This window comes from Leptospirillum ferrooxidans C2-3, from assembly GCF_000284315.1.
Taxonomy (GTDB): domain Bacteria; phylum Nitrospirota; class Leptospirillia; order Leptospirillales; family Leptospirillaceae; genus Leptospirillum; species Leptospirillum ferrooxidans.
Genome location: NC_017094.1, coordinates 2014478 through 2032780, shown reverse-complemented (window position 1 = coordinate 2032780; position 18303 = coordinate 2014478). Strand labels below are relative to the sequence as shown.

Below are 18303 nucleotides of genomic sequence, written 5' to 3'. Positions count from 1 at the left end.
CTTCTGAGGGATACTATGGTGGTTGTCAATCAGGACCGATGATACTGATGATTGATGGATGAGAACTCCCTATAGCTGTTCCTTCGGTGCCTCAGTGGGTGAACTTATGCGTATAATGCTTCTGGAGCGTTGGGTTTGTTGAGCTGTGTTCCATCGTTGTCTTGAAACGGGATAAACTATGGGAACAACGATTGTGAAAAAGGAGACTTCTCATGCGTCTTGTTATGGTTCGACTGGAATCCTTGGGAGACGGTACGGTCATCTGTTCGGATATCATTGATCCCCTGGGAAGGCTTTTGCTGAAGGCTCCAAAGCCACTCGATCCTCTTACGAAGAAAACGCTTCTGAACAGGGGAATCACCGAAGTGGTGGTCGAGGATACACGGGTGCAAAGCCAGGTCGAGGACCTGCAGGATATTGCGATGGAGATCGAGCTTCTCAAAAAGCGATTGTTTCGTCTTTCCGAGAGCCCAGCGGGTGAAGAACTACGGGGGGTTATCCTTGAGACGGTCGAGAGTTTTTACGCCAAGAACCATCATCCTTCGAGTTAGTGATCAACAAGGAAAGCATATGGAGTTCGAGGGCTTTTTGAATGTGTTGGAGGAATCATGGAAATTGTGAACTTGTCGGAAAAGCTTTCTGATCCCAAAACATTTCCGGCTCTTCCGGATGTGGTCACGAGTATCATCCACGAGATCGATCTGGGTGCGATCTCCATTGCCAATCTGGGAAAGATCGTCCAGAAGGACGTGGGATTTGCAACGCAGATCATCCGGCATGCGAATACCGGAGCTTATATCGCCGCCGGACAGGTGACAACGATTACCCAGGCGATCCGTCTGATCGGTTTTCGCATGTTGAAGGGGTTTTGTCTCACTGTTCCCCTTTTTACCAGTGTGAGACATGTGGCGGGGATCGATGCGCTCTGGTATCACAGTCGAGTGACATCTCTTTGTAGCCGGATCCTTGCAGACCGGATCGGATTTCCTGAACCTGAAATTGCGGAGACCGCAGGGCTTCTTCATGATATCGGGAAGGTCTATCTGGCGCTTTATGAGCAGAGTTTTTTTGCGGAGCGGACACAGCTTGCCGACCAGACGGGACAGATGAGCGACTGGTTGTCTGAGAGAAATGCATTCCATATCGATCATTGTTTTATCGGTGCCCGATACGGAAGGCTCTTCCAGTTCCCCCCAGCCATTATCGATTGTCTTCTCTGGCACCATGAACCCCACAAATCGCCCGCCCATCAGGATCTTGTCCACCTGTTAAGGGTCGGGGACGAACTGGCGGTGATTATGGGGGCGGAGCATCCGGATTCGGTTTTTGTCGAGCCATCTCTTCTGTTTTCCCTGGATTTTCTGGGGGTGAACAGAAGTGATTTCCGGAAAATTCTGGAGGAGTGTCTCGACAAGGTCCAGTCCGTGACGTTTGTGGACCTGTGATCAATCGCCCGCTCTAGGTCATGGGGTATTTCATATCATTTTTTCTCTATGAGAATTCTGTAATTCTTTTCTCCTCGCCGTAAAGATCCAATCTTCAGCCATCCTTCGTCATCCTCCTCTTCCTGAGACTGTTTTTCTCCTATTTTTTCAAAATGATTGGCACGTAAAGATTTTTCTATAGAAGTATTTTAAATATATCTTGTGGCAGGCCGACTATTATTTTCCTTGGAAGATAATGAAAGGGATTATGAGTATTAGGCTTTCCCGGGTTTTCGTGTCAGACAAGCGGTTAAACTGCGGTTGATAAAAAGGGTGTTGACAATGGTTATCGTATTGTTTAATCTCCAACAATCCATCGTCACCTCAAGATCTGTTGCAGGGTATATTATCCATATCTTCCCGGGCCATTTTTTCCCTTATCGTTTTTGGGTTGGCCGGCAGATCGTCCGGAAGCCATTGATGGATCTTTTTATAGTCGGCGGAAATGTTCAGGAAGCCAAGTTCCCGGGTTTTTGATCCGAAGGGTGTTTCTCTTTTCTTTCTGGTCCGGCTTTTTTGAAAAAAGATGGGTTCTGGGCAAGACAGGGGTGATTGTTCTGGTGGTTCTTAGTCATTTTTGTTCTCTATTTCTCGTTGATCCGGGCCTTTGTGGGTTTCCGGAGACCAGTCCATGAACTTTACAGAAAGGGAATCTGATGAGAAAAGCGGCTTTGTTTTTTCTCTCCTTCTTCGCCGTCTTGTCCGTGGCGATGATGGTTGCCCCTAAAAAGGCGAATGCCTATCCGGGGTTTGCAAGGAAGTACAACTTCCCTTGTTCTTTCTGCCACATCCAGTGGCCAAAACTGGGTGATACCGGTCATTTCTTCAAGGACCGCGGTTTCATGCTGTCCACCACCGGTAAAGCCAATGGTCTGGACATGATGTTCCAGCAGCCAGCCAACCAGAACTACTTCCCCATCGGCTTCCATATGTCCATGGCGTATTACGGAACTTCCGTGAATGGGATCTCTGACCCAAATTCAGGAAAGCCTGTTCCTGGATGGGCCAATGGCGCTTCTGCCAATACCCCGTGGGATATTGAATCGGGCGGCTTGATCGCTCCCTGGATCTCTTTTTGGGTTCAGCCAGGATACAATGGGAACAGTGGGATGGATATAGTAAAGTTGTGGGTTCGATTTGATGATTTGATGAATACGACATGGTTCAATATCTACGCCGGAAAGACCTCTATGGATACCCCATTTTCAAACCAAAGGAATGTGTATATCGGTACGAATTCCCCTTGGACAATGTATGATTACGTCCCAGGTACCGCAGAAGTTGTAAATAACGGTGGTGCTACCAATGCAGGGTTCGCTTTTTCTGGTGCTACAAACCCGATGTTTTATGATGGGGATCAGGTTGCATTCAACAATGATGTGACCTCTATCCGTTATTTTGGTTATCACATCAATAACGGCGGATGTGGGACCCAGAAAGCTTTCTCTGTCAATCCTTGTGAAACTCGGGTAAGCATCAGTTTCATCCCGAACTCTTCACTGTATGCCGGTCAGAGCGGAATGTCCGGATCTGGGCAGTCTCAAACCTACACTACCGGTAGTAATGCTTCTAGCGGTGCACCTATCCAGTCTAACGGTTTCAACTATTTTATGCATATTACCCAGTCCTGGGGTGGGTGGGGCCGGACCAACGGAGAGCGTCTCGGAGTATTTGCTCTCGTTGGAGAAGGTTCCGCATTGCCCGGCTCAGGATCAGGTGGAACATCTCCCTCAACGGTTTATACCCGTTTCGGAGTTGATGCGATGGCAAACCCGATCCCAAATGGTGGATTGAATATCTTTGCCGCATGGGATATTGTCACAGATCCTACAGGAATGATTGCTCTTAATACTACATCAGGTGCTCCCGGTGCAGGAACTGCAACTGGCGGTGGAGCGACAACCGGTGGTCTTCAGTACATGTCTTGGCTGGTTCAGGCAGACTGGCAGCCGACGTTCCATGGGTTCTTTTCCGCATCCGGAACGAATTCCAATATGATTTCGCTGATCTACAATCAGCTCAATATGATGCAACAGCCAACCTTCTCCGGACTTGCAAATCTTCCGGGGAATTTCAACAATGTCATGGCCTTTACCCTTTCTGACCGTTACTGGCTGTGGGGCTCTGACCGTGCCGACATCTCCCTTTTCGCCCAGTATCAGTACATGATTGACTACGGGGTTTCCGGGATGTTGAGTAGCTTCGCCGGTGCTGCTGGTGGGAACTTTTCACCTGGTGCAAGCGGAGGTTCCTACTTCGGCAACGTCGAAGCCAACAACTTCTCCGTTGGTATCGACTTCGCATACTAAAATCACCTGATCTTGTGTCTCAAAGGGAAGGGGGGAAACCTCCTTCCCTTTTTTATTGCCTTCAGAAGTTCGGCTGATCTAGTCTGATTACAATCTGTTAATTGCTTCCTATTCAATGGTTTTGAATTCTTAACTGAGAAAAATTTCTATAACAATTTTTTGGAGCCTCGATGATTTATTTGCTGAGCACTAAAATATTGAGAGTTTTCATCCTGAGCCTTTTCATTATCTCTGTAGGCGGTTTTTTGAAAATAGCAAAGGCAGGGACGGAATCAGCATCTTTCAGTAAAAAAGGGACACATTCCGGGAAAAAGTCAGCTTCAAAAAAGACACCGGTGTTGCACATGGTCAAAGGTATTTTGGATAAGGTGGATCTTCAGGATCACCCTATGACGCTGACCGCAACGATGAGAGGGGCAAACCATCGGCAAAAGGATGTCGTCTGGAATCTGACCCCACAAACGACTGTGTTTTTCCAAGGGAAAAGTGTCGGAGTCAAATCACTTCAGAAAAATGAGAACGTCTTGATCTATTATCACAAAATCTCGAAGAAACTCTTTGTTGTCAGAGTCCGGATCCTTGGTTCTGCTGTGGTCTTGAAACATCATCATTAATGCTTTATCTGCGCTTCTTTTGAAAGATCTGGCTCTTCCGTCCTTTTATCCTGGCCAAAAGAGTTTCTGATCTCGTGGGGCATGTAATGAAAAAAGAGAATGGCGGCAATGGATGAGACTACACCAAAGACCAGAAAAGAAAATCGGAACCCGACCCTTCCCACCGATATTCCCTGAAGAATCGGCCCTATGACAGATCCCAGAGCCATCGCGATCATCGAAAGTCCCATCAACATATTGAACCCTTTTTTGCCCCGGGTCAGGTCAGCGACAATCAAGGCCACAGAAACCCCGTAGATTCCGGCCGCCACTCCATCCAGAATCTGGCTGGCGAGAAGAATGTCCGTATTCATGCTGAAAGAGCAGATCAGCGCACGAATGGGCATCACAAAAAACGCGATGGAAAAAATGATCTTATGTCCCCATTTGGCGCTGTATTTTGCCGCCCACCATGCAGTGGGGATCATGACCGCCTGGGCGATAAAAACCACCCAGCCCAGTTTTCCATTGCCGCCATCTAAGAATCTGAGATAGAGGAGCAGAAGCGGCATGACCGGAGCATTGGCAATCTGGAACAACGTCGTCGAGATCAAAAGGATCCGGATCGAAGGATCCCGGAAGAAATCGGTAAAAACATTCCAAAGGGTCCTGTTGTCCTCGATTGTATCCATTTCACTATTGGATGACGGATCGGTGAGAGGAGAATCCGCCATTTTGTGATAAATCAGATCCTTCTGAGAAATGAGGAAAATGGATCCACCTGCCAGAATGGATCCAAGACCGATGGGAACAAACCCTGACCATAGCCCGACATGGTGAATGAGAAAGATGGTTCCCATCGCAGAAACCAGAAAGCCTGCATGGTTCCACATCTGTGTTCTTCCCATTGTTCTGGCAAATAGTTGGTGTCCTGACAGGGAAAAGGCCAGGGTCGCCGAGAGGGGAGCAAAGAAGGAACTTGCCATGCCAGATATCAACAAAAAGGAATTTGTCAGGGCATGGCTGTCGACATCAAGGGGAAGGAGGGAGAATGAGGCCCCATATAGCAAAATCACCACCCCCATAAGAAGTCGGTGACGGGGAATCACCTCTGCGATCACACCAGAAAAACCTTGAAATATGACCGTCCCCACACCGATCATCGCTGTAGCGATTCCGATCTCCTGAAAGGACCAATGGTGGTATTTCAGGTAATCGGTCAAAAAGGGAACTCCCACGCCTATGATTTCTCCCAGAAAGAAATTCACAAGATAAAGTCCGGAGAGACTGATCCTTGATGGAGTGGGGGAAGAGGGGAGAGCCATTCGTTTCCTTTGGATGGTGAATTTCCAGTGAGTCTTGTGATCTGGTCAACTCGCTATGGCGCTCTTTTATGGGAGTGGAGATCCTTTTTTCTTTCTCTAGCTTGAATCAGATCTTCTTCGCAGGCAAGAGCCGCATTGATTTCTCCGTTGTCACCTGGAACAGCCGGATGAAGTTGGGGATTTCAGGACTCTCCCTGATGCATTCGTTTCCCCGGTCGGGGATAGGGACTGTTCATCAAGACCTCCGGTGAAGATTGAGTGAATGATCTCTTTTGTGTGGCCGATCTGTTATACAACCCAAGACGAAAGAGCCCTATGATCCAGATGGGTTCAATCGGGGCAAGTATTTTGCTGGGTAAAATCTCCATCTTGTTTTCAGAGATTGGAAAAATATTCCAGCCAAACGCTATTGTGATCAACAATATCAACAAGAGGTATAATACATTTGTTGAGCGTCCAATGGCTCAAAGGCTCAAATGGCGAGTCGGATTTGCTCTTGAGCGCGTTCTTTTAGAGAAGCAATCATATCGGGTGATGTTCTGGAGGATCAGATGATTGAAATCGTGAAAAGCGCCGAACGTGGGCATTCAAATCATGGGTGGCTCGATAGCTATCATACCTTTTCATTTGCTGAATATTACAACCCTAAGCAGATGCAATTCGGCAGTTTGCGGGTTATCAATGAAGACCGCGTTCAGCCTGGACAGGGGTTTGGAAAGCACGGCCACAAAGATATGGAAATCATCAGCTATGTTTTGTCCGGTGCTCTAAATCATCAGGATAGCATGGGGAATGGCTCAACCATTGTTCCCGGAGATATTCAACGGATGACTGCGGGGTCGGGGATTTTGCACAGCGAGTCCATTGGCTCCGGAAATAATCCGGTCCATTTCCTCCAGATATGGGTTTTGCCAAACCGTATGGGCCTGACTCCAGGATATGAGCAGAAACACTTCTCCGATGAAGACAAAAAAAACATGTTGTGTCTTCTGGGGTCATCCGATGGTCGAAATGGGTCCCTGACGATCCATCAGGACGTTTTCTTTTATGGAAGCCTCCTGGAAGATGAATCTGTTTTGAAATTTCCTTTGAGGGAAGGTCGAATGGCTTTTGTCCAGGTGGTTCGAGGAGGGGTGAACCTCAACGGAGAGATACTGAAGGCTGGAGATGGTGGCAAAATTCTGAATGAAGGGCTGATTTCCTTAAAAGGGCTACCTGATGCTGAGATACTGCTCTTTGATATGGTCTGATGGGTTTTAACAGGCAAAGACAATCCTTCTGAAATGGCTCTGCTATATTGTTTCCCCTCTCTATGACTAAGGGAAAGGGGAAATCAGGAACCTTCTTCCGACATTCGGACGAACCCAAGATAGAAACTCTTGAAAAACCATAAAGATGGGTATATGAGGGGTATTTGCCATCCTGTGGGCAGCTTCGGCTGCCCAGACAATCCGGCTTAACCATTCCTCTAACCTGCAAGGAATAACATTCATTCTTGGGTTGGGGTAAGGTCTCTTCTCTCCATCCTAAGGATCTCTGAGGTTAAAATTGTCAGAAAATTTGACATGTGTCATGGTTTTTAATACTCAATTGATCCGTTAAGAAGATCATCGGATTTCATAAGATCTATTAATACAATGATAAATATGTAAAAATATTATCTATTCATCCCCCCAAGTCGAACGATTTTTCTCTGGTAAGAAAATTGCACTCTTCCGTGCGCCAATTACAAAATTGGCCATTTGGCATAGAGATTCCCCGCCTTCACCCTGATCCCTCAAAGAGGTTATGAAAATGAAATGGTTTAAGTGGGGTCAGTGTCCCAGCAATCTAACACTTATTGGTAGTCCCCCAATGCTCAAAACGAATATTCGTAAGGATTATTTGAAATACTTGCTTCTGACTATGGGGCTTCTCGGTACATTTCTACTGCCCAAAAGCTATGCTCAGGCAACTATTTGCATCAATTGCGGGGAGACGCAGACGCTCAATCTGACTCCCGTCCAGGGAGGAACCGCTGATGACCTTTTCAACCAGTTTGACCCTCTTCCTTCCGGAGGAGCCACTCCCAACAATTTCGAGATGGTCTTTCAGGGAAACGTCACCTCGGTCATTCCAGCACAGCCTCTTTCCAATTATACTGATGCTTTCCTTAACCCGAACCCTATCAAGGTCAGCTACAGCGCCTCCTCCAACACCACTACGGTGACATTTTCGGGAAGCAACGGATTTGCCTATCCCTTCGGAAACACCCTCGACCCCCACTTTGGGCTTGATGCCGGACTCCAGCCCGCAACTCCCTTGGTTCTCAGTAATGAATTCTGGAGTTTAAACGGATCGGACATTCAGAACCTACCGGCCGCGACCATCAGTCGTCTGAACGGGGGCAATTCCAACTTGCCCGATCCTTGGGCCATCATTTATCTCAATGAAACGATTACAGGAACTAGCACAACCGGCGGGGTCTGGGAGGAGCTTCCTTTTGTCGGGCCACTCTCTTTTCAAGTCACGAACGGTTCGGCCCAGAGCCTAACACTCTCCGACGTTCAGTATTTTGTGAGTAATACTCAAATCCCGCTCGACAACCTCAACTTCAATGATTACCCTCCAAATAGCTCTCCATTCATCCTTCTGCCCGGACTGAACGGAACAGTGCTGGGCAATGGGCAAACCCTCGATGTATCTCCGACGCCCGAACCCTCCACATGGCTTTTGTTCGGATCCGGTCTGGGCGTCTTGGGAATCATTGCTATCAGGAAAAAGAAGGAGATTCGGATCGCGTCGTAAATGCCGCTCTCTGGATTCTGAGAAAGCGGGTCTCCTCTGCAGGGGACCCGCTTTTTTAGTTCGTATCGGGGTAACCCTTCGGTCCCGCCCGAATCTTTTGATGACCTAACCTTCGCCCGGAAGCAAGTCAGAAAGGATTCTGTTTCCTGATTGGAAAATCCGGATGAAACAGCCTTCCGGTGTTCCTTGTGGTATTGGGAGATATCTTTGGGGAAAATCGAGGAAAGAGAGCGTGAGGAATAAGCTCCAGCACTCGAGGTAGTTCTTTTCCCTGGAGTGACTACGTTTATGAAAGAGGACTTTTTCAAAATATTGATCCACAGGGGTTCCGTCAGTCTGGTCAGTTCGGCTTCTTTTGAGTCTCGAAAGATTGCCCGGTCCAAGGTTGACTGCGTCTTCGTTGGAAATGGCCATTCCCTATGCCGGATCTTTACTCGCCACTCTGTCTATTCCCGTTTTTCAAAGGTCGCGATTTTTTCCTACTGATTATTCGGGACATCTTTTGGAGTTGAGTGTCCCCATAAGTCAAAGGGAAGGGGAAAGGATCTTCATAATTGGCTTGATTATTGGTGCCGGAGAGCGGGATCGAAGCGGTATGGGCTTGCGGCCGAGTGATTTTAGGTCCGATTAGTAAGCTGATTTATCACAGGAAATTTTTTGACAATCCATAAGTGTCGGTCAAGTCCAAAAGTTGCTGTAAATTTTCTTCCCGAGAAATGGAATTCATCAATTATTCGACGACCGAAAGGAGAGAAGGGGTTTTGAGAGGTTCCTGCTTCTTCCACTCCAGATATTCGGCCATGTCGAAATACTTCTTCCCTGTGCTCCATTGTTCGTGGAACTCCGAGAGAAGGGCTCCAATGAGTCGGATCGCCGAGTCTTCGTTGGGGAAGATCCGGATCACACGTTCCCGTCTTCGGACCTCTTCATTCAGTCGTTCCTGGGAGTTCGTGCTTCTGAGCCTGACCCGATATTTCCGGGGAAAGGACAAAATCGTGAGCGATTCCTCAAAGCCTTCATCGAGACACTCCATCGACTTGGGAGCTTTCTTCTCAAAGGTCTCAAAAATCTCGTTCTTTATGGTTCGGGCTTCCTCTTTCGTGTCCGCCCGAAACAGCCGTCCCAGGGCCAGTGCCAGGGACCCTCGTTGAGAGGCCGGCGCATGACCCAGAATATTCCGGAGAAAGTGCACCTGGCATCGTTGCCAGCGGACTCCCTGAAAGTGTCTCTGAACGGCTTTTTTGAGCCCTTTGTGGTCATCGGAGACCACCAGGTCCACCCCACACAGTCCCCGGCTCTTGAGGTCCCGCAGCATGTCGTCCCAAGAAGCCTCGTTTTCGCTGTCTCCCAACGTGAGTCCCAGGATCTCCCGTTGCCCTTCTTCCGAGATTCCCGTCGCGATCAGGGCGGCGACCGGAACCACGCTGTCGTCCTTTCTCACCTGGATCACCAGGGCATCCAGCAGAAGAAAGGGATACGGACCAGCAAGCCTCCGGTTTCGCCAATGGTTGACCCGGGCCGAAAGACCCGTGGCCAGGGAACTCACTGTGGACTTCGAAAACTGGGCGCCACACAACTCTTCCGTGATATGCGTGACCTTACGGGTCGAGACTCCCTGGACCACCATCTCCATCAGCGCCAGAACCAGGGCTTGTTCAGAGCGCTGGTAGCGTCGGAACAGATCGGTCGAAAAATGTCCGTCCCGGGTTTGGGGAACTCGAAGGATCAGCGTTCCCACCCGGGTCATCAGTTGCCGTTCCCGGTATCCGTTTCGATAGCCCGTCCGATCGCTCGAGCGTTCATGACGATCCGCCCCCAGATGCTCGACCATCTGGGCTTCCAGAACCTGGTTCAACACCGATTCGACCAGCTTTTTCATTCCTTCGCCATCATCGGACAGAAGATTTGGCAAAAGATCCGGATTCAGGGTAACGTTAATGTCGGCCATTGTGCTTCCTCCTTGTTGAGAATAGGTTGTCTGGACAACACCCATTCTCGGGGAAGACAGTGGCCTTTTTCAATTTCAAGCCAATTTAGAATTTACAGCATTATATGGACTCAACCTAAGTGTCAATATCTTGTGATGTATGGTGACTTTCTGTTTACACAGGATTTTTTATCCAAAGTGTCCCAAAATTGTCCCAAGGTGTCTCATGATTATTCAGACTAGAACGGACCTGAAAAATCTTCTTTACCATTTCGGCTCCATTGACTTAGATATTGGTTTTGATATCATTTCTCTATGAAGCGAGTCATTTGGATCGGGAATTCGAAAAAAGATCTTCAGCAACATTTTTCCAGAATGGCTCAAAGGGAAGCCGGATACCAGATCTATCGCCTTCAGGAAGGATTCGATCCAAAAGACTGGAAGCCCTTGCATGGGGTTGGCCCTAGTGTCCGCGAGATTCGCATCCATGCGGAGAACGAATATCGGATCATCTATGTCGCACAGTTCGAGGAGGCTTTGTATATCCTTCACTCGTTCGTGAAGAAAACCCAAAAGACTCCCCAGCGGGATCTTGAGTTGGCTCGGGAAAGATTGAACATCGTTTTAAAGGAGAGACGGACATGAATCCGGAATGGGAAGAAGGATCGGAGAATGTTTTTAAGGATCTGGGATTTTCGGAGACTGAGGCGGAACATCTCATGATCCGGTCCCGCTTAATGCTCGAGGTCGAACGATTCGTGGAGAGATCGAAGTTGAGCCAAAGAGAGGCGGCAAAAATACTTGGAATTACTCAGCCCCGCTTAAATGATCTGCTTCAGGGAAAGATTCAGAAGTTCAGTATCGATTCCCTAGTGAAAATGCTTTCTAAAGTGGGAGTTCACGTGGATGTGCATGTGAGTGCTGCCTAAAAGGTAATTGGGATTTCGGAGTATAGTGGATGGGAAATTCTAGACAAAACACAGGGAGGTTTTAAGAACATTATGAGTTCTGTTAGAAAGCATTACTCCACTGATTTGAAGGTCAAGATTGTTCTCGAGATTCTGAAAGAAGAAAAGAGCGTGACCCAGCTGGCTTCCGACCACAAGATCCACTATTCCCAGCTTCTGAAGTGGAAAAAACAGGCCGTGGAAGGGCTTCCGGATCTGTTTAGCGATTCTCGGACCTAAGCGCTCAAAACCACTCATGAAAAAGAAGTCATGGCGTTGGTTCAGGAAATCGGCCAACTGACGACTCAACTGGTCTGGTTAAAAAAAATCCGGGATAGCCTGAGCCATGCCGATTGAAAGGATCTGCTCGACTCCGACTGTCCGGAACTCCCCCTCTCCACCCAATCCAAGCTTTTGAGCGTGTCTCGTTCCGGGCTCTATTACCGGGCGGTTCTCCCATCGCCAGAAGAGATTTCTCTTCGGCACCGGATTGACGAGATCACCACCCGTTGGCCTTTCTTCGGCAGTCGGCGCATTGCGGCTTCTCTCAAAAGGGAAGGACTCATTGTGGGGCGGGAGCGTGTTCAAACATTCATGCGGGAAATGGGGATCGAGGGGATCCATCCAGGGCCGAATCTCAGCAAACGGGCTCTTTCGCACAAAGTCTATCCCTATCTCCTCCGGAATATCACCGCCCAATATCCGCACCACATTTGGGGGGTCGACATTACGTATATCCGACTGGCCCACGGATTGATGTACTTGGTCGCCATTATCGACTGGCATTCCCGGTATGTCGTGTCCTGGGAACTGGACCAGACACTTGAGATGCCGTTTGTCCTGGACTATGTTGATCGGGCTTTTTCGACCGCTCTCCCTGCCATTTTCAACAGCGATCAGGGAAGCCGTTTCACCAGCAACAGCTATATCGAACGTCTCTTGTCCAGGAACATCCAGATCAGCATGGACGGAAAGGGGCGCGCCATTGAAAGTCTCCCCTTTTTTCAAAGGTCGCCATTTTTCCTACTGATTATTCGGGACATCTTTTGGAGCTGAGTGTCCCAAAAAGTCAAAGGGAAGGGGAAAGGATCTTCATAATTGGCTTGATTATTGGTGCCGGAGACCGGGATCGAACCGGTATGGCCTTGCGGCCGAGGGATTTTAAGTCCCTTGCGTCTGCCTATTTCGCCACTCCGGCAAGAGATGGGAAGAGATAGTGTACCGGATAGAGGGGGGAAGGCTCAAGAGCCTTTTGCAGATGGAAGACGACCCTGCCATTCAAGTCGGATGCTGTGATTGTGTCCGCAAAAAACAAGAGGCGTTTTTGTGATCTTTGGTGTGTAGCCATTTAAATGGATGATTGGAAGTTTCTTGGGAGGACTTTGCCAGACCACAAGTGTGAAACAGCCGGTCTTGGTCTCAAAGGTGAATCCGTCCACCTGATCTTTTTGGAAGGGCGAAAGCAAAAAAGAGATTCGCGACTTTCCTTTTTTCTTGATCACCCGTTCATTCCCCGGACCTTGAAGGGAAAGGATATGAACGTATCCTTTCGGATCAGAAATCTCTCCCCGATAGAGAAGTCCCTTTTGTGAAGCAATTGCTGAAATGGTGAAGGCTCCGGGGATATGGGTCAGGTAGATTCCGGAAACCGATTGAAGCAGGGTGCTTTGAAGGGAAGAGGGTTGCTCCCCGGCCCAAACCGATTGTGCTGGAGCGGCCCAATGAACGATGGCCAGAAAAAAAATGGTGATAGATGTTTTACGAAGATGAAGGATGATCTTTTTTTTGTCCAGAAATGGATGCAAGGTATTAAGTCCCCTTTGGCGCATTGATTGGATGGTCAAGGATGAAAGATGCGCCATTTTCCGCACCGCTCATCACCTTTTTTTCTGTCTTTTTTAAGGATTGAAACAGGTTGGATCTGTTTTCCAGAAAATGGTCGAGAGCCTCCATGACCAAATGAGGAGCCGACGATTTCGCAGAAAATGCCAAACCTTGGGAGACCGCCCGTAAAATACGATCTTTCTGAGGATCCAGAGCTCGTTGAAACGGAATGAAAAAGGATGGGAGCCCGGACTCGATCACCTCATGGAATGTATTGTATCCTCCCGAAGAAATGATTCCATCAAAAGCCAACAGCCAAGGTTTCAGGGGCCATAGGGAAAGGATCTTGTCCCGGGGAAATTCCTGCGTGGAGGGGATCCTTGCCAATGGTCCGGTCGCAAGGCGGAAGGAGATCTTCCGGTTGGTCAAAAAATTGGCGACCTTCCCGGATAAGGAAACAGAATCCGGATCCCCTCCCCCGCCGAGTGTCACGAGAAGGGTTGGATCGGTATCGATTCCGAGAAGCTCTCTCGCCTTTTCCCGGCCGTGCAACGATAGGGGGGCTGTTACTGGCCCTATAAAATGGACTCTGGGGTCTGTGTCAAAGAAAGAAGGAAGAGGGACTTCTCCGGGATTGTGGGGAACCAGAATCTTGTGAAAGGGGGAGAGAAGGGATTGGAACTGGTCTTCTGGCCAACGGTCCGGATCGATTTCCCGGAACACAAATATTTTTTTGATGGGCCATTCCAGAATGGCCCTGAGCTCTCCTTCCGGCCCCTCCGGAAAGGTGTCTACCACGATCACATGCGGATCAAACGATGCAATTGCCTGCCAGAAAATGGGACGCACCGTCTGGAGGTAGGACTTCAGGGTCAGTCCTGATTTTTTCGCGCGGGACTTCCCTGGAATCCGGATTGTGAAAAAGGGAAATTCCTCGGGATACGGCCCGGCCTCCGAGTTCGTGAGAAAGATGATCTCATGTTTCGGTTCCGCGTTCCGGATGGCAAGAGCCAAGGACAGAAGTCTGTTCAGATGTCCAAGTCCCAGACCATTTGATGCTGAAAACAGAATGCGCATCAGCTGCGGTCGCTGCTTTCACCAATGGATCCTTCGCGATCTTCCCGGCCGTGATCGCCTCCACCCTGCCATCCTCCCGACTCAGGTGAAGGATAGTAGTTGTTGACCACCTCCGGACGCTCTCCCGAATGCATCATCCAGTCCATAAGCATCATGTCTCCAAAGCCCATGCCTCCCCCCATGAAGCCCATTCCGCCACCGAAGGCGTTTTGGGGTGGCGCATAGTTACCGGTCCTCTGATAATTGCTTTCCATTTCGGACAGACATTTGGGGCAGACCCTTACAAACGCGACTTTTCCATCCCGCTCAAGGGAAATGGTCCTGCCGTTAGTAGCATCATTTCCGTCAAAAATACACTTTGAAGGATCCGATCCCCCTGTAAGGGGCTGATTCTCCGCATTCGGGTGCATGTTGACGGAGGGAGGGACCGGTGTTTCCCCTGACGGGGGAAGAGCTGCACTTCCCGGTTCCATGATGAATCGAATTTGCCTGATGGCTTCATCGACAGGAGCGAGTGCCGCTTCGAACCTCCTGTTTCGGTCTTCCCAGTCCGTCCCCTGTGTATCGGCTTCTTTCATGATCGTCAGGACCCGGACATAGGATGTATCAAGATTGGCAAAAGCCTTTTCCAGAAGATTTTTCTGGTCGGGATGGTCGAGCAGGTAGTAGCTTTTTTCCTCCCTGAGCTTGTCGATGGCGGCAATCAGCCTGGCCCCGGTCTCTTCCATTTGCCTTTTGGTCTGATTTTGCAGTTCGTTTTTTTTCTTTTCACCCAGTCGTCCTGCGACAAAGATCAGAAGGGCGATGGCGAAGACAACAATCATGGCAATCATCAAGGTTGAGTGGCCTCCATGGGATGGTTCGGGTGAAAGCCCGGAGAGGGAGGAGACTGGTGGTGGCAACCGGTTTCCGGAAGAATCCGGAGAGAACTGGCTGGTTTCCCTGACAAGCCTTTCCCTCAGCGTTTTCACATGAGCCTTGTTTCTGGCAAAGGAAAGGGAAGGGTTTGTTTGGATCGCCCCGTCAAGGTATCTGAGCGCTTCATGGTGCCTGTGAAGCCTGTTCGAGGAAAGGGCCATGAAATAGAGAAGCTTTCCTGTCCCAGTCGGGTGGCTTTGATGAAGGTCCCTGAAGACATTGAATGCCGCCTCGAGGTTCCCTTGATGGTAAAGGGTAAGGCCGTCCTCAAAGGTCTGTGCCGCCATGGCATTCGGCGGCATCAGGAATAGAAAGACAAAGAAAAGAAAAGCAGTCAAAGGATTGATGCGGGCAGGCTTCAGGCGATGGTTTCTTTTTCCCATATCAGGGGGCACCAAGGGTTTTCTTGAGATTGGAAAGCTCTGAGTCGATATCCGGGGACTTTTTGTCCAGTTCCCGGAAGGCGGTGTCCAGGTCGGCTCCGGATTGTCGATCCGCAATCTCTCTTGTTGCCTGTGCCTGTGCTTCCATCATGTCGATCTTGTCTGTCATCCGTTTCATTTCAGAGCCAAGATGGCCGGGGTCGATCTCTGCACGAATGCTGTTGACCTCCTGGGAGGCCTGTGCCCTCTCTTCCCGCAGAGAAAGCATGGACTGTTTTCGTGCGAACTCGTCATGCATGTCCCTCAGCTTTGAAAGATCCCCCTCAATTTCGGAGACCACTTTTTGCTGTTCATCCCGCTGCCTGGTCATTTCGGAAAGATCGGCCGAAAGCCGGCTTTTTTCCACAAGAGCTCTTTTTGCCAGATCGTCATTCCCCGCTTTGACGGCTTTTTCCGCCCGCTCCTGATAGAGGGCGACCTGGGATTCATCGTCTCGGATTTTCTGTTCGAGAAGCTTGATTTCGGCCACCGCCTTCACCAGCTCTCCCTGGGCCTTTTGAAGCTTGTCATCCAGTGCTCTCATCTGTTGGGCCATCATGGCAGCAGGATCTTCGAGGTGATCTGCCACGGTATTGGCATTGGCCAGAAAAATGGTTCGAAAGCGCTCATAAAGGCTCATGCACGACTCCTGTATTCTGAAGAGGATGGAAGATTTTTTTGGGGGCCGGAAGCGAGATGTCTCTCGGAGCTGCCGGGAAAGTGATGAAAAGTGTCCACTTCTGAAGCTCCTTTCAGGAAGGAGTCTCCGGAGGCTATGAAAATCGATTCTTTTCGTTCCTGTCCATAGTGGTGGTGCAAAATGCCGACACCAGGATGGACCTTTCCCGAAGGTGTCCTGATCACATTGGACTTTAAAATGGATCGAAATGTTCCCGGCGCGTCCGTCGGATAGCCTCCCAGAAAAGCGGTGAATATCCGCTCGGAATCCCAAAGAGGAATATACCAGGATGTTGCTCCGGCGAGGGCAATGTCGAAAGTGTAGCTTGCGGTATTGAAAAGACTTTCCCAGTGCTGATGGTTGGTCTGGTCCTCGAACTCGTCTCCGGAGGCATAGGGAGAGTGGGTGATATCCAGAACCCTTATGATGAGTGACGTGATCACCCTGTGGTTGAACCTTTGGTCGGAGTTTGCGATCCTCACGGAGGCAAAGATCCGGTATGGGTCGACCGGCCAAAGGGTCAGTCGGGATTCCTCCCTTATGAAGCCAAGAGGCTTTTTCCAGGCTGTTCCTTCAGGGATCTTATGGGAAGAGTCAAGGGGAGCCCTCAAGAGATGGTCACTTGAGGAAGAGCTTCTTAGCCAGTTTGCCGAAAACATGGGAGAATCCTTCCTGAGAGTCGTTCGGTTGGATTGGGTTTCGGAAGTCCCTTTTGAAAGAATACCTTAAGGCCATTATACCCGAATTGTCGGACCGGTTCAAAAGGAGAATGTTGATGTGTAGGCGTTTTGATCGAAAAGAGAAACTGTTATACACGGTTGGTCTCTATTTTTTCTTGGGAGCATGTGCTTTTTTGAACCCTCCTGTCTTTACTGAAAAGCAGCTTTCCGGAGTTGTTACGGACCTCGATCCTTCTTCGATTATCCGGGACTACAAGGAGATTGCCGGAGAGACAGTCTTGATCGGAGGAACCATTGGCGAGATCCGGAACACCAGGGAGAGGGGATTCATGGAGGTCAATCTGTATCCCCTGAACAATGACATGAGACCCGAAAAATCCATGTCTCCGTCCGGTCTTGTCTTATTGCGGTTCGATGGGCCAATCAACCGTTTTGCCCTGACCTCCGGCCAACGGGTGACCGCCATCGGGAAGGTCATGGCCATGCGTCGGCCGGTTCCGGATGGAGATCATCTCCTGAGGCTTGTTGTGATCGATGTTGGTGACCCGAACCATTTGCATACCTGGCCGACGAGAGAGCAGCAGACGGGCGGTATGCCCGGACTCAATTCCAATCCGGGACTGATGCCTTCACCTGGCATGGGAGGACACTAGGAGGTATTTTTGCTTTCGAGATGCTTCTTAAGTGTTTTGAGATCGTCGAAGAGAAAATCGGGTGAAAGGGAGAGAAGCTCCTTTTTGGGATGGGTCCCTGTCGGAATCAGACAGACCGGGACGCAAGCGGCCCTTGCGGCATGGAGATCCCATGGGGAGTCCCCGACAAACAGGGTATTTTCGCGAGATGCCCCTATCCTGGAAAGAGCCTCCAGAATCATGTCGGGGGCGGGTTTTTCGGGAAATCCGTCTCCCTCTCCCAATGTGAACAGCGCCGGAGGGCATATTCCGAGAGAGCGGGTGATGATCCTGGCTTCTTCTCCCATTTTGTTTGTCACAACCGCCGCCGGTATTTTAGATTCGGAGAGAAAGTCCAGAATGTCCCGGGCTCCCGACATCAGACTGGTCTGACTTTCCGCAAGGGGCGTGTAGATTTCCCTGAATCTCCTTGAAGCTTTTTTGACATCCGATTCAGGGAGAAGAATACGGAAGGAATCTTCCAGAGAGCATCCCACGAGTCCAAGCATCGCTTGGTGGGTCAGGACAATGTCCGTTTTCAGCTCCGAAAGGGTCTGGTTGAAGGACAGGAGAATAGGGGCAAACGAATCGACAAGCGTTCCGTCAAGATCAAAAAGGACAGCGTCTAATGTTTGGAGTGGCGGCAACTTCAATCCATAC

The 18303-nt window shown here is 49.5% G+C and carries 22 protein-coding genes and 1 tRNA gene; 14 read left to right on the top strand and 9 right to left on the bottom strand.

Annotated elements, in window-relative coordinates; all coding sequences use genetic code 11:
* Positions 1–212 precede the first annotated feature (212 nt).
* The 5 genes from LFE_RS10250 to LFE_RS10230 all read left to right on the top strand — a co-directional run bounded on the left by LFE_RS10250 (position 213) and on the right by LFE_RS10230 (position 4407).
* Positions 213–551 (top strand): hypothetical protein, encoded by a 339-nt coding sequence (locus LFE_RS10250; protein ID WP_014450151.1) that lies wholly within the window; start codon positions 213–215, stop codon positions 549–551.
* A gap of 57 nt (positions 552–608) precedes the next feature.
* A complete protein-coding gene (locus tag LFE_RS10245; RefSeq protein ID WP_014450150.1) occupies positions 609–1445 on the top strand; it encodes an HDOD domain-containing protein in 837 nt (278 codons plus the stop codon).
* Positions 1446–1766: 321 nt separating this feature from the next.
* Positions 1767–1961: a hypothetical protein gene (locus LFE_RS10240; RefSeq protein WP_041774367.1), complete on the top strand. Its 195-nt coding sequence runs from the start codon at positions 1767–1769 to the stop codon at positions 1959–1961.
* Between the two features lie 194 nt (positions 1962–2155).
* On the top strand, positions 2156–3793 hold the full coding sequence (locus LFE_RS10235; protein ID WP_232502522.1) for a cytochrome: 1638 nt from the start codon (positions 2156–2158) through the stop codon (positions 3791–3793).
* A 170-nt stretch (positions 3794–3963) separates the two neighbouring features.
* Positions 3964–4407 (top strand): hypothetical protein, encoded by a 444-nt coding sequence (locus tag LFE_RS10230; RefSeq protein WP_014450147.1) that lies wholly within the window; start codon positions 3964–3966, stop codon positions 4405–4407.
* On the opposite strand, the gene LFE_RS10225 is transcribed toward LFE_RS10230, so the two are convergent.
* The gene (locus LFE_RS10225; RefSeq protein ID WP_014450146.1) at positions 4404–5711 is read right to left on the bottom strand and encodes an MFS transporter; all 1308 of its coding nucleotides are present in this window, start codon (positions 5709–5711) and stop codon (positions 4404–4406) included. The two genes, LFE_RS10230 and LFE_RS10225, sit on opposite strands and share 4 nt — an antisense overlap.
* A 258-nt stretch (positions 5712–5969) precedes the next feature.
* Here LFE_RS10225 and LFE_RS10215 point away from each other — a divergent pair, with 258 nt between their 5' ends.
* The 4 genes from LFE_RS10215 (at position 5970) to LFE_RS10200 (ending at position 8984) form a co-directional block, all read left to right on the top strand.
* Entirely contained in the window at positions 5970–6266 is a 297-nt protein-coding gene (locus LFE_RS10215) for a hypothetical protein (RefSeq protein ID WP_148272624.1), read from the top strand.
* Entirely contained in the window at positions 6263–6961 is a 699-nt protein-coding gene (locus tag LFE_RS10210) for a pirin family protein (RefSeq protein ID WP_014450144.1), read from the top strand. The genes LFE_RS10215 and LFE_RS10210 overlap by 4 nt, the downstream gene beginning before the upstream one ends.
* Before the next feature lie 604 nt (positions 6962–7565).
* Positions 7566–8498: a PEP-CTERM sorting domain-containing protein gene (locus LFE_RS10205; protein ID WP_158310267.1), complete on the top strand. Its 933-nt coding sequence runs from the start codon at positions 7566–7568 to the stop codon at positions 8496–8498.
* 288 nt (positions 8499–8786) lie between these two features.
* Positions 8787–8984: a hypothetical protein gene (locus LFE_RS10200; protein ID WP_014450142.1), complete on the top strand. Its 198-nt coding sequence runs from the start codon at positions 8787–8789 to the stop codon at positions 8982–8984.
* A gap of 244 nt (positions 8985–9228) precedes the next feature.
* On the opposite strand, the gene LFE_RS10195 is transcribed toward LFE_RS10200, so the two are convergent.
* Entirely contained in the window at positions 9229–10446 is a 1218-nt protein-coding gene (locus tag LFE_RS10195) for an IS256 family transposase (protein ID WP_014450141.1), read from the bottom strand.
* Between the two features lie 294 nt (positions 10447–10740).
* Between LFE_RS10195 and LFE_RS10190 the strand changes: the two genes are divergently transcribed.
* From LFE_RS10190 to LFE_RS10175, 4 genes are all read left to right on the top strand, one after another.
* Entirely contained in the window at positions 10741–11070 is a 330-nt protein-coding gene (locus LFE_RS10190) for a type II toxin-antitoxin system RelE/ParE family toxin (RefSeq protein WP_014450140.1), read from the top strand.
* Positions 11067–11354 carry a helix-turn-helix domain-containing protein gene (locus LFE_RS10185; RefSeq protein WP_014450139.1) on the top strand — a complete coding sequence of 96 codons (288 nt, stop codon included), beginning with the start codon at positions 11067–11069 and terminating at the stop codon, positions 11352–11354. The genes LFE_RS10190 and LFE_RS10185 overlap by 4 nt, the downstream gene beginning before the upstream one ends.
* Before the next feature lie 72 nt (positions 11355–11426).
* A complete protein-coding gene (locus LFE_RS13770) occupies positions 11427–11612 on the top strand; it encodes a transposase (RefSeq protein WP_014450138.1) in 186 nt (61 codons plus the stop codon).
* A gap of 123 nt (positions 11613–11735) precedes the next feature.
* Complete coding sequence (locus LFE_RS10175; RefSeq protein WP_148272623.1) at positions 11736–12428, top strand: IS3 family transposase; 693 nt, start codon at positions 11736–11738, stop codon at positions 12426–12428.
* 55 nt (positions 12429–12483) lie between these two features.
* Here the strand turns inward: LFE_RS10175 and LFE_RS10170 are convergent.
* The 6 genes from LFE_RS10170 to LFE_RS10145 form a co-directional block, all read right to left on the bottom strand.
* Positions 12484–12570 (bottom strand) — tRNA-Leu (locus tag LFE_RS10170).
* A gap of 43 nt (positions 12571–12613) precedes the next feature.
* On the bottom strand, positions 12614–13177 hold the full coding sequence (locus LFE_RS10165; RefSeq protein ID WP_014450136.1) for a hypothetical protein: 564 nt from the start codon (positions 13175–13177) through the stop codon (positions 12614–12616).
* A gap of 4 nt (positions 13178–13181) precedes the next feature.
* The gene (locus tag LFE_RS10160) at positions 13182–14273 is read right to left on the bottom strand and encodes a hypothetical protein (protein ID WP_014450135.1); all 1092 of its coding nucleotides are present in this window, start codon (positions 14271–14273) and stop codon (positions 13182–13184) included.
* A complete protein-coding gene (locus LFE_RS10155; RefSeq protein WP_148272622.1) occupies positions 14273–15589 on the bottom strand; it encodes a tetratricopeptide repeat protein in 1317 nt (438 codons plus the stop codon). The genes LFE_RS10160 and LFE_RS10155 overlap by 1 nt, the downstream gene beginning before the upstream one ends.
* A complete protein-coding gene (locus tag LFE_RS10150) occupies positions 15576–16253 on the bottom strand; it encodes a PspA/IM30 family protein (protein ID WP_014450133.1) in 678 nt (225 codons plus the stop codon). Before LFE_RS10150 ends, LFE_RS10155 begins: the two co-directional genes overlap by 14 nt.
* Complete coding sequence (locus LFE_RS10145) at positions 16250–16951, bottom strand: DUF4912 domain-containing protein (RefSeq protein WP_014450132.1); 702 nt, start codon at positions 16949–16951, stop codon at positions 16250–16252. Before LFE_RS10145 ends, LFE_RS10150 begins: the two co-directional genes overlap by 4 nt.
* Positions 16952–17067: 116 nt before the next feature.
* On the opposite strand from LFE_RS10145, the gene LFE_RS10140 reads away from it, so the two are divergent.
* A complete protein-coding gene (locus tag LFE_RS10140) occupies positions 17068–17625 on the top strand; it encodes a Slp family lipoprotein (protein ID WP_014450131.1) in 558 nt (185 codons plus the stop codon).
* Here LFE_RS10140 and LFE_RS13250 read toward each other — a convergent pair.
* A complete protein-coding gene (locus LFE_RS13250; protein ID WP_014450130.1) occupies positions 17622–18290 on the bottom strand; it encodes an HAD family hydrolase in 669 nt (222 codons plus the stop codon). The genes LFE_RS10140 and LFE_RS13250 overlap by 4 nt on opposite strands.
* Positions 18291–18303: the final 13 nt, after the last annotated feature.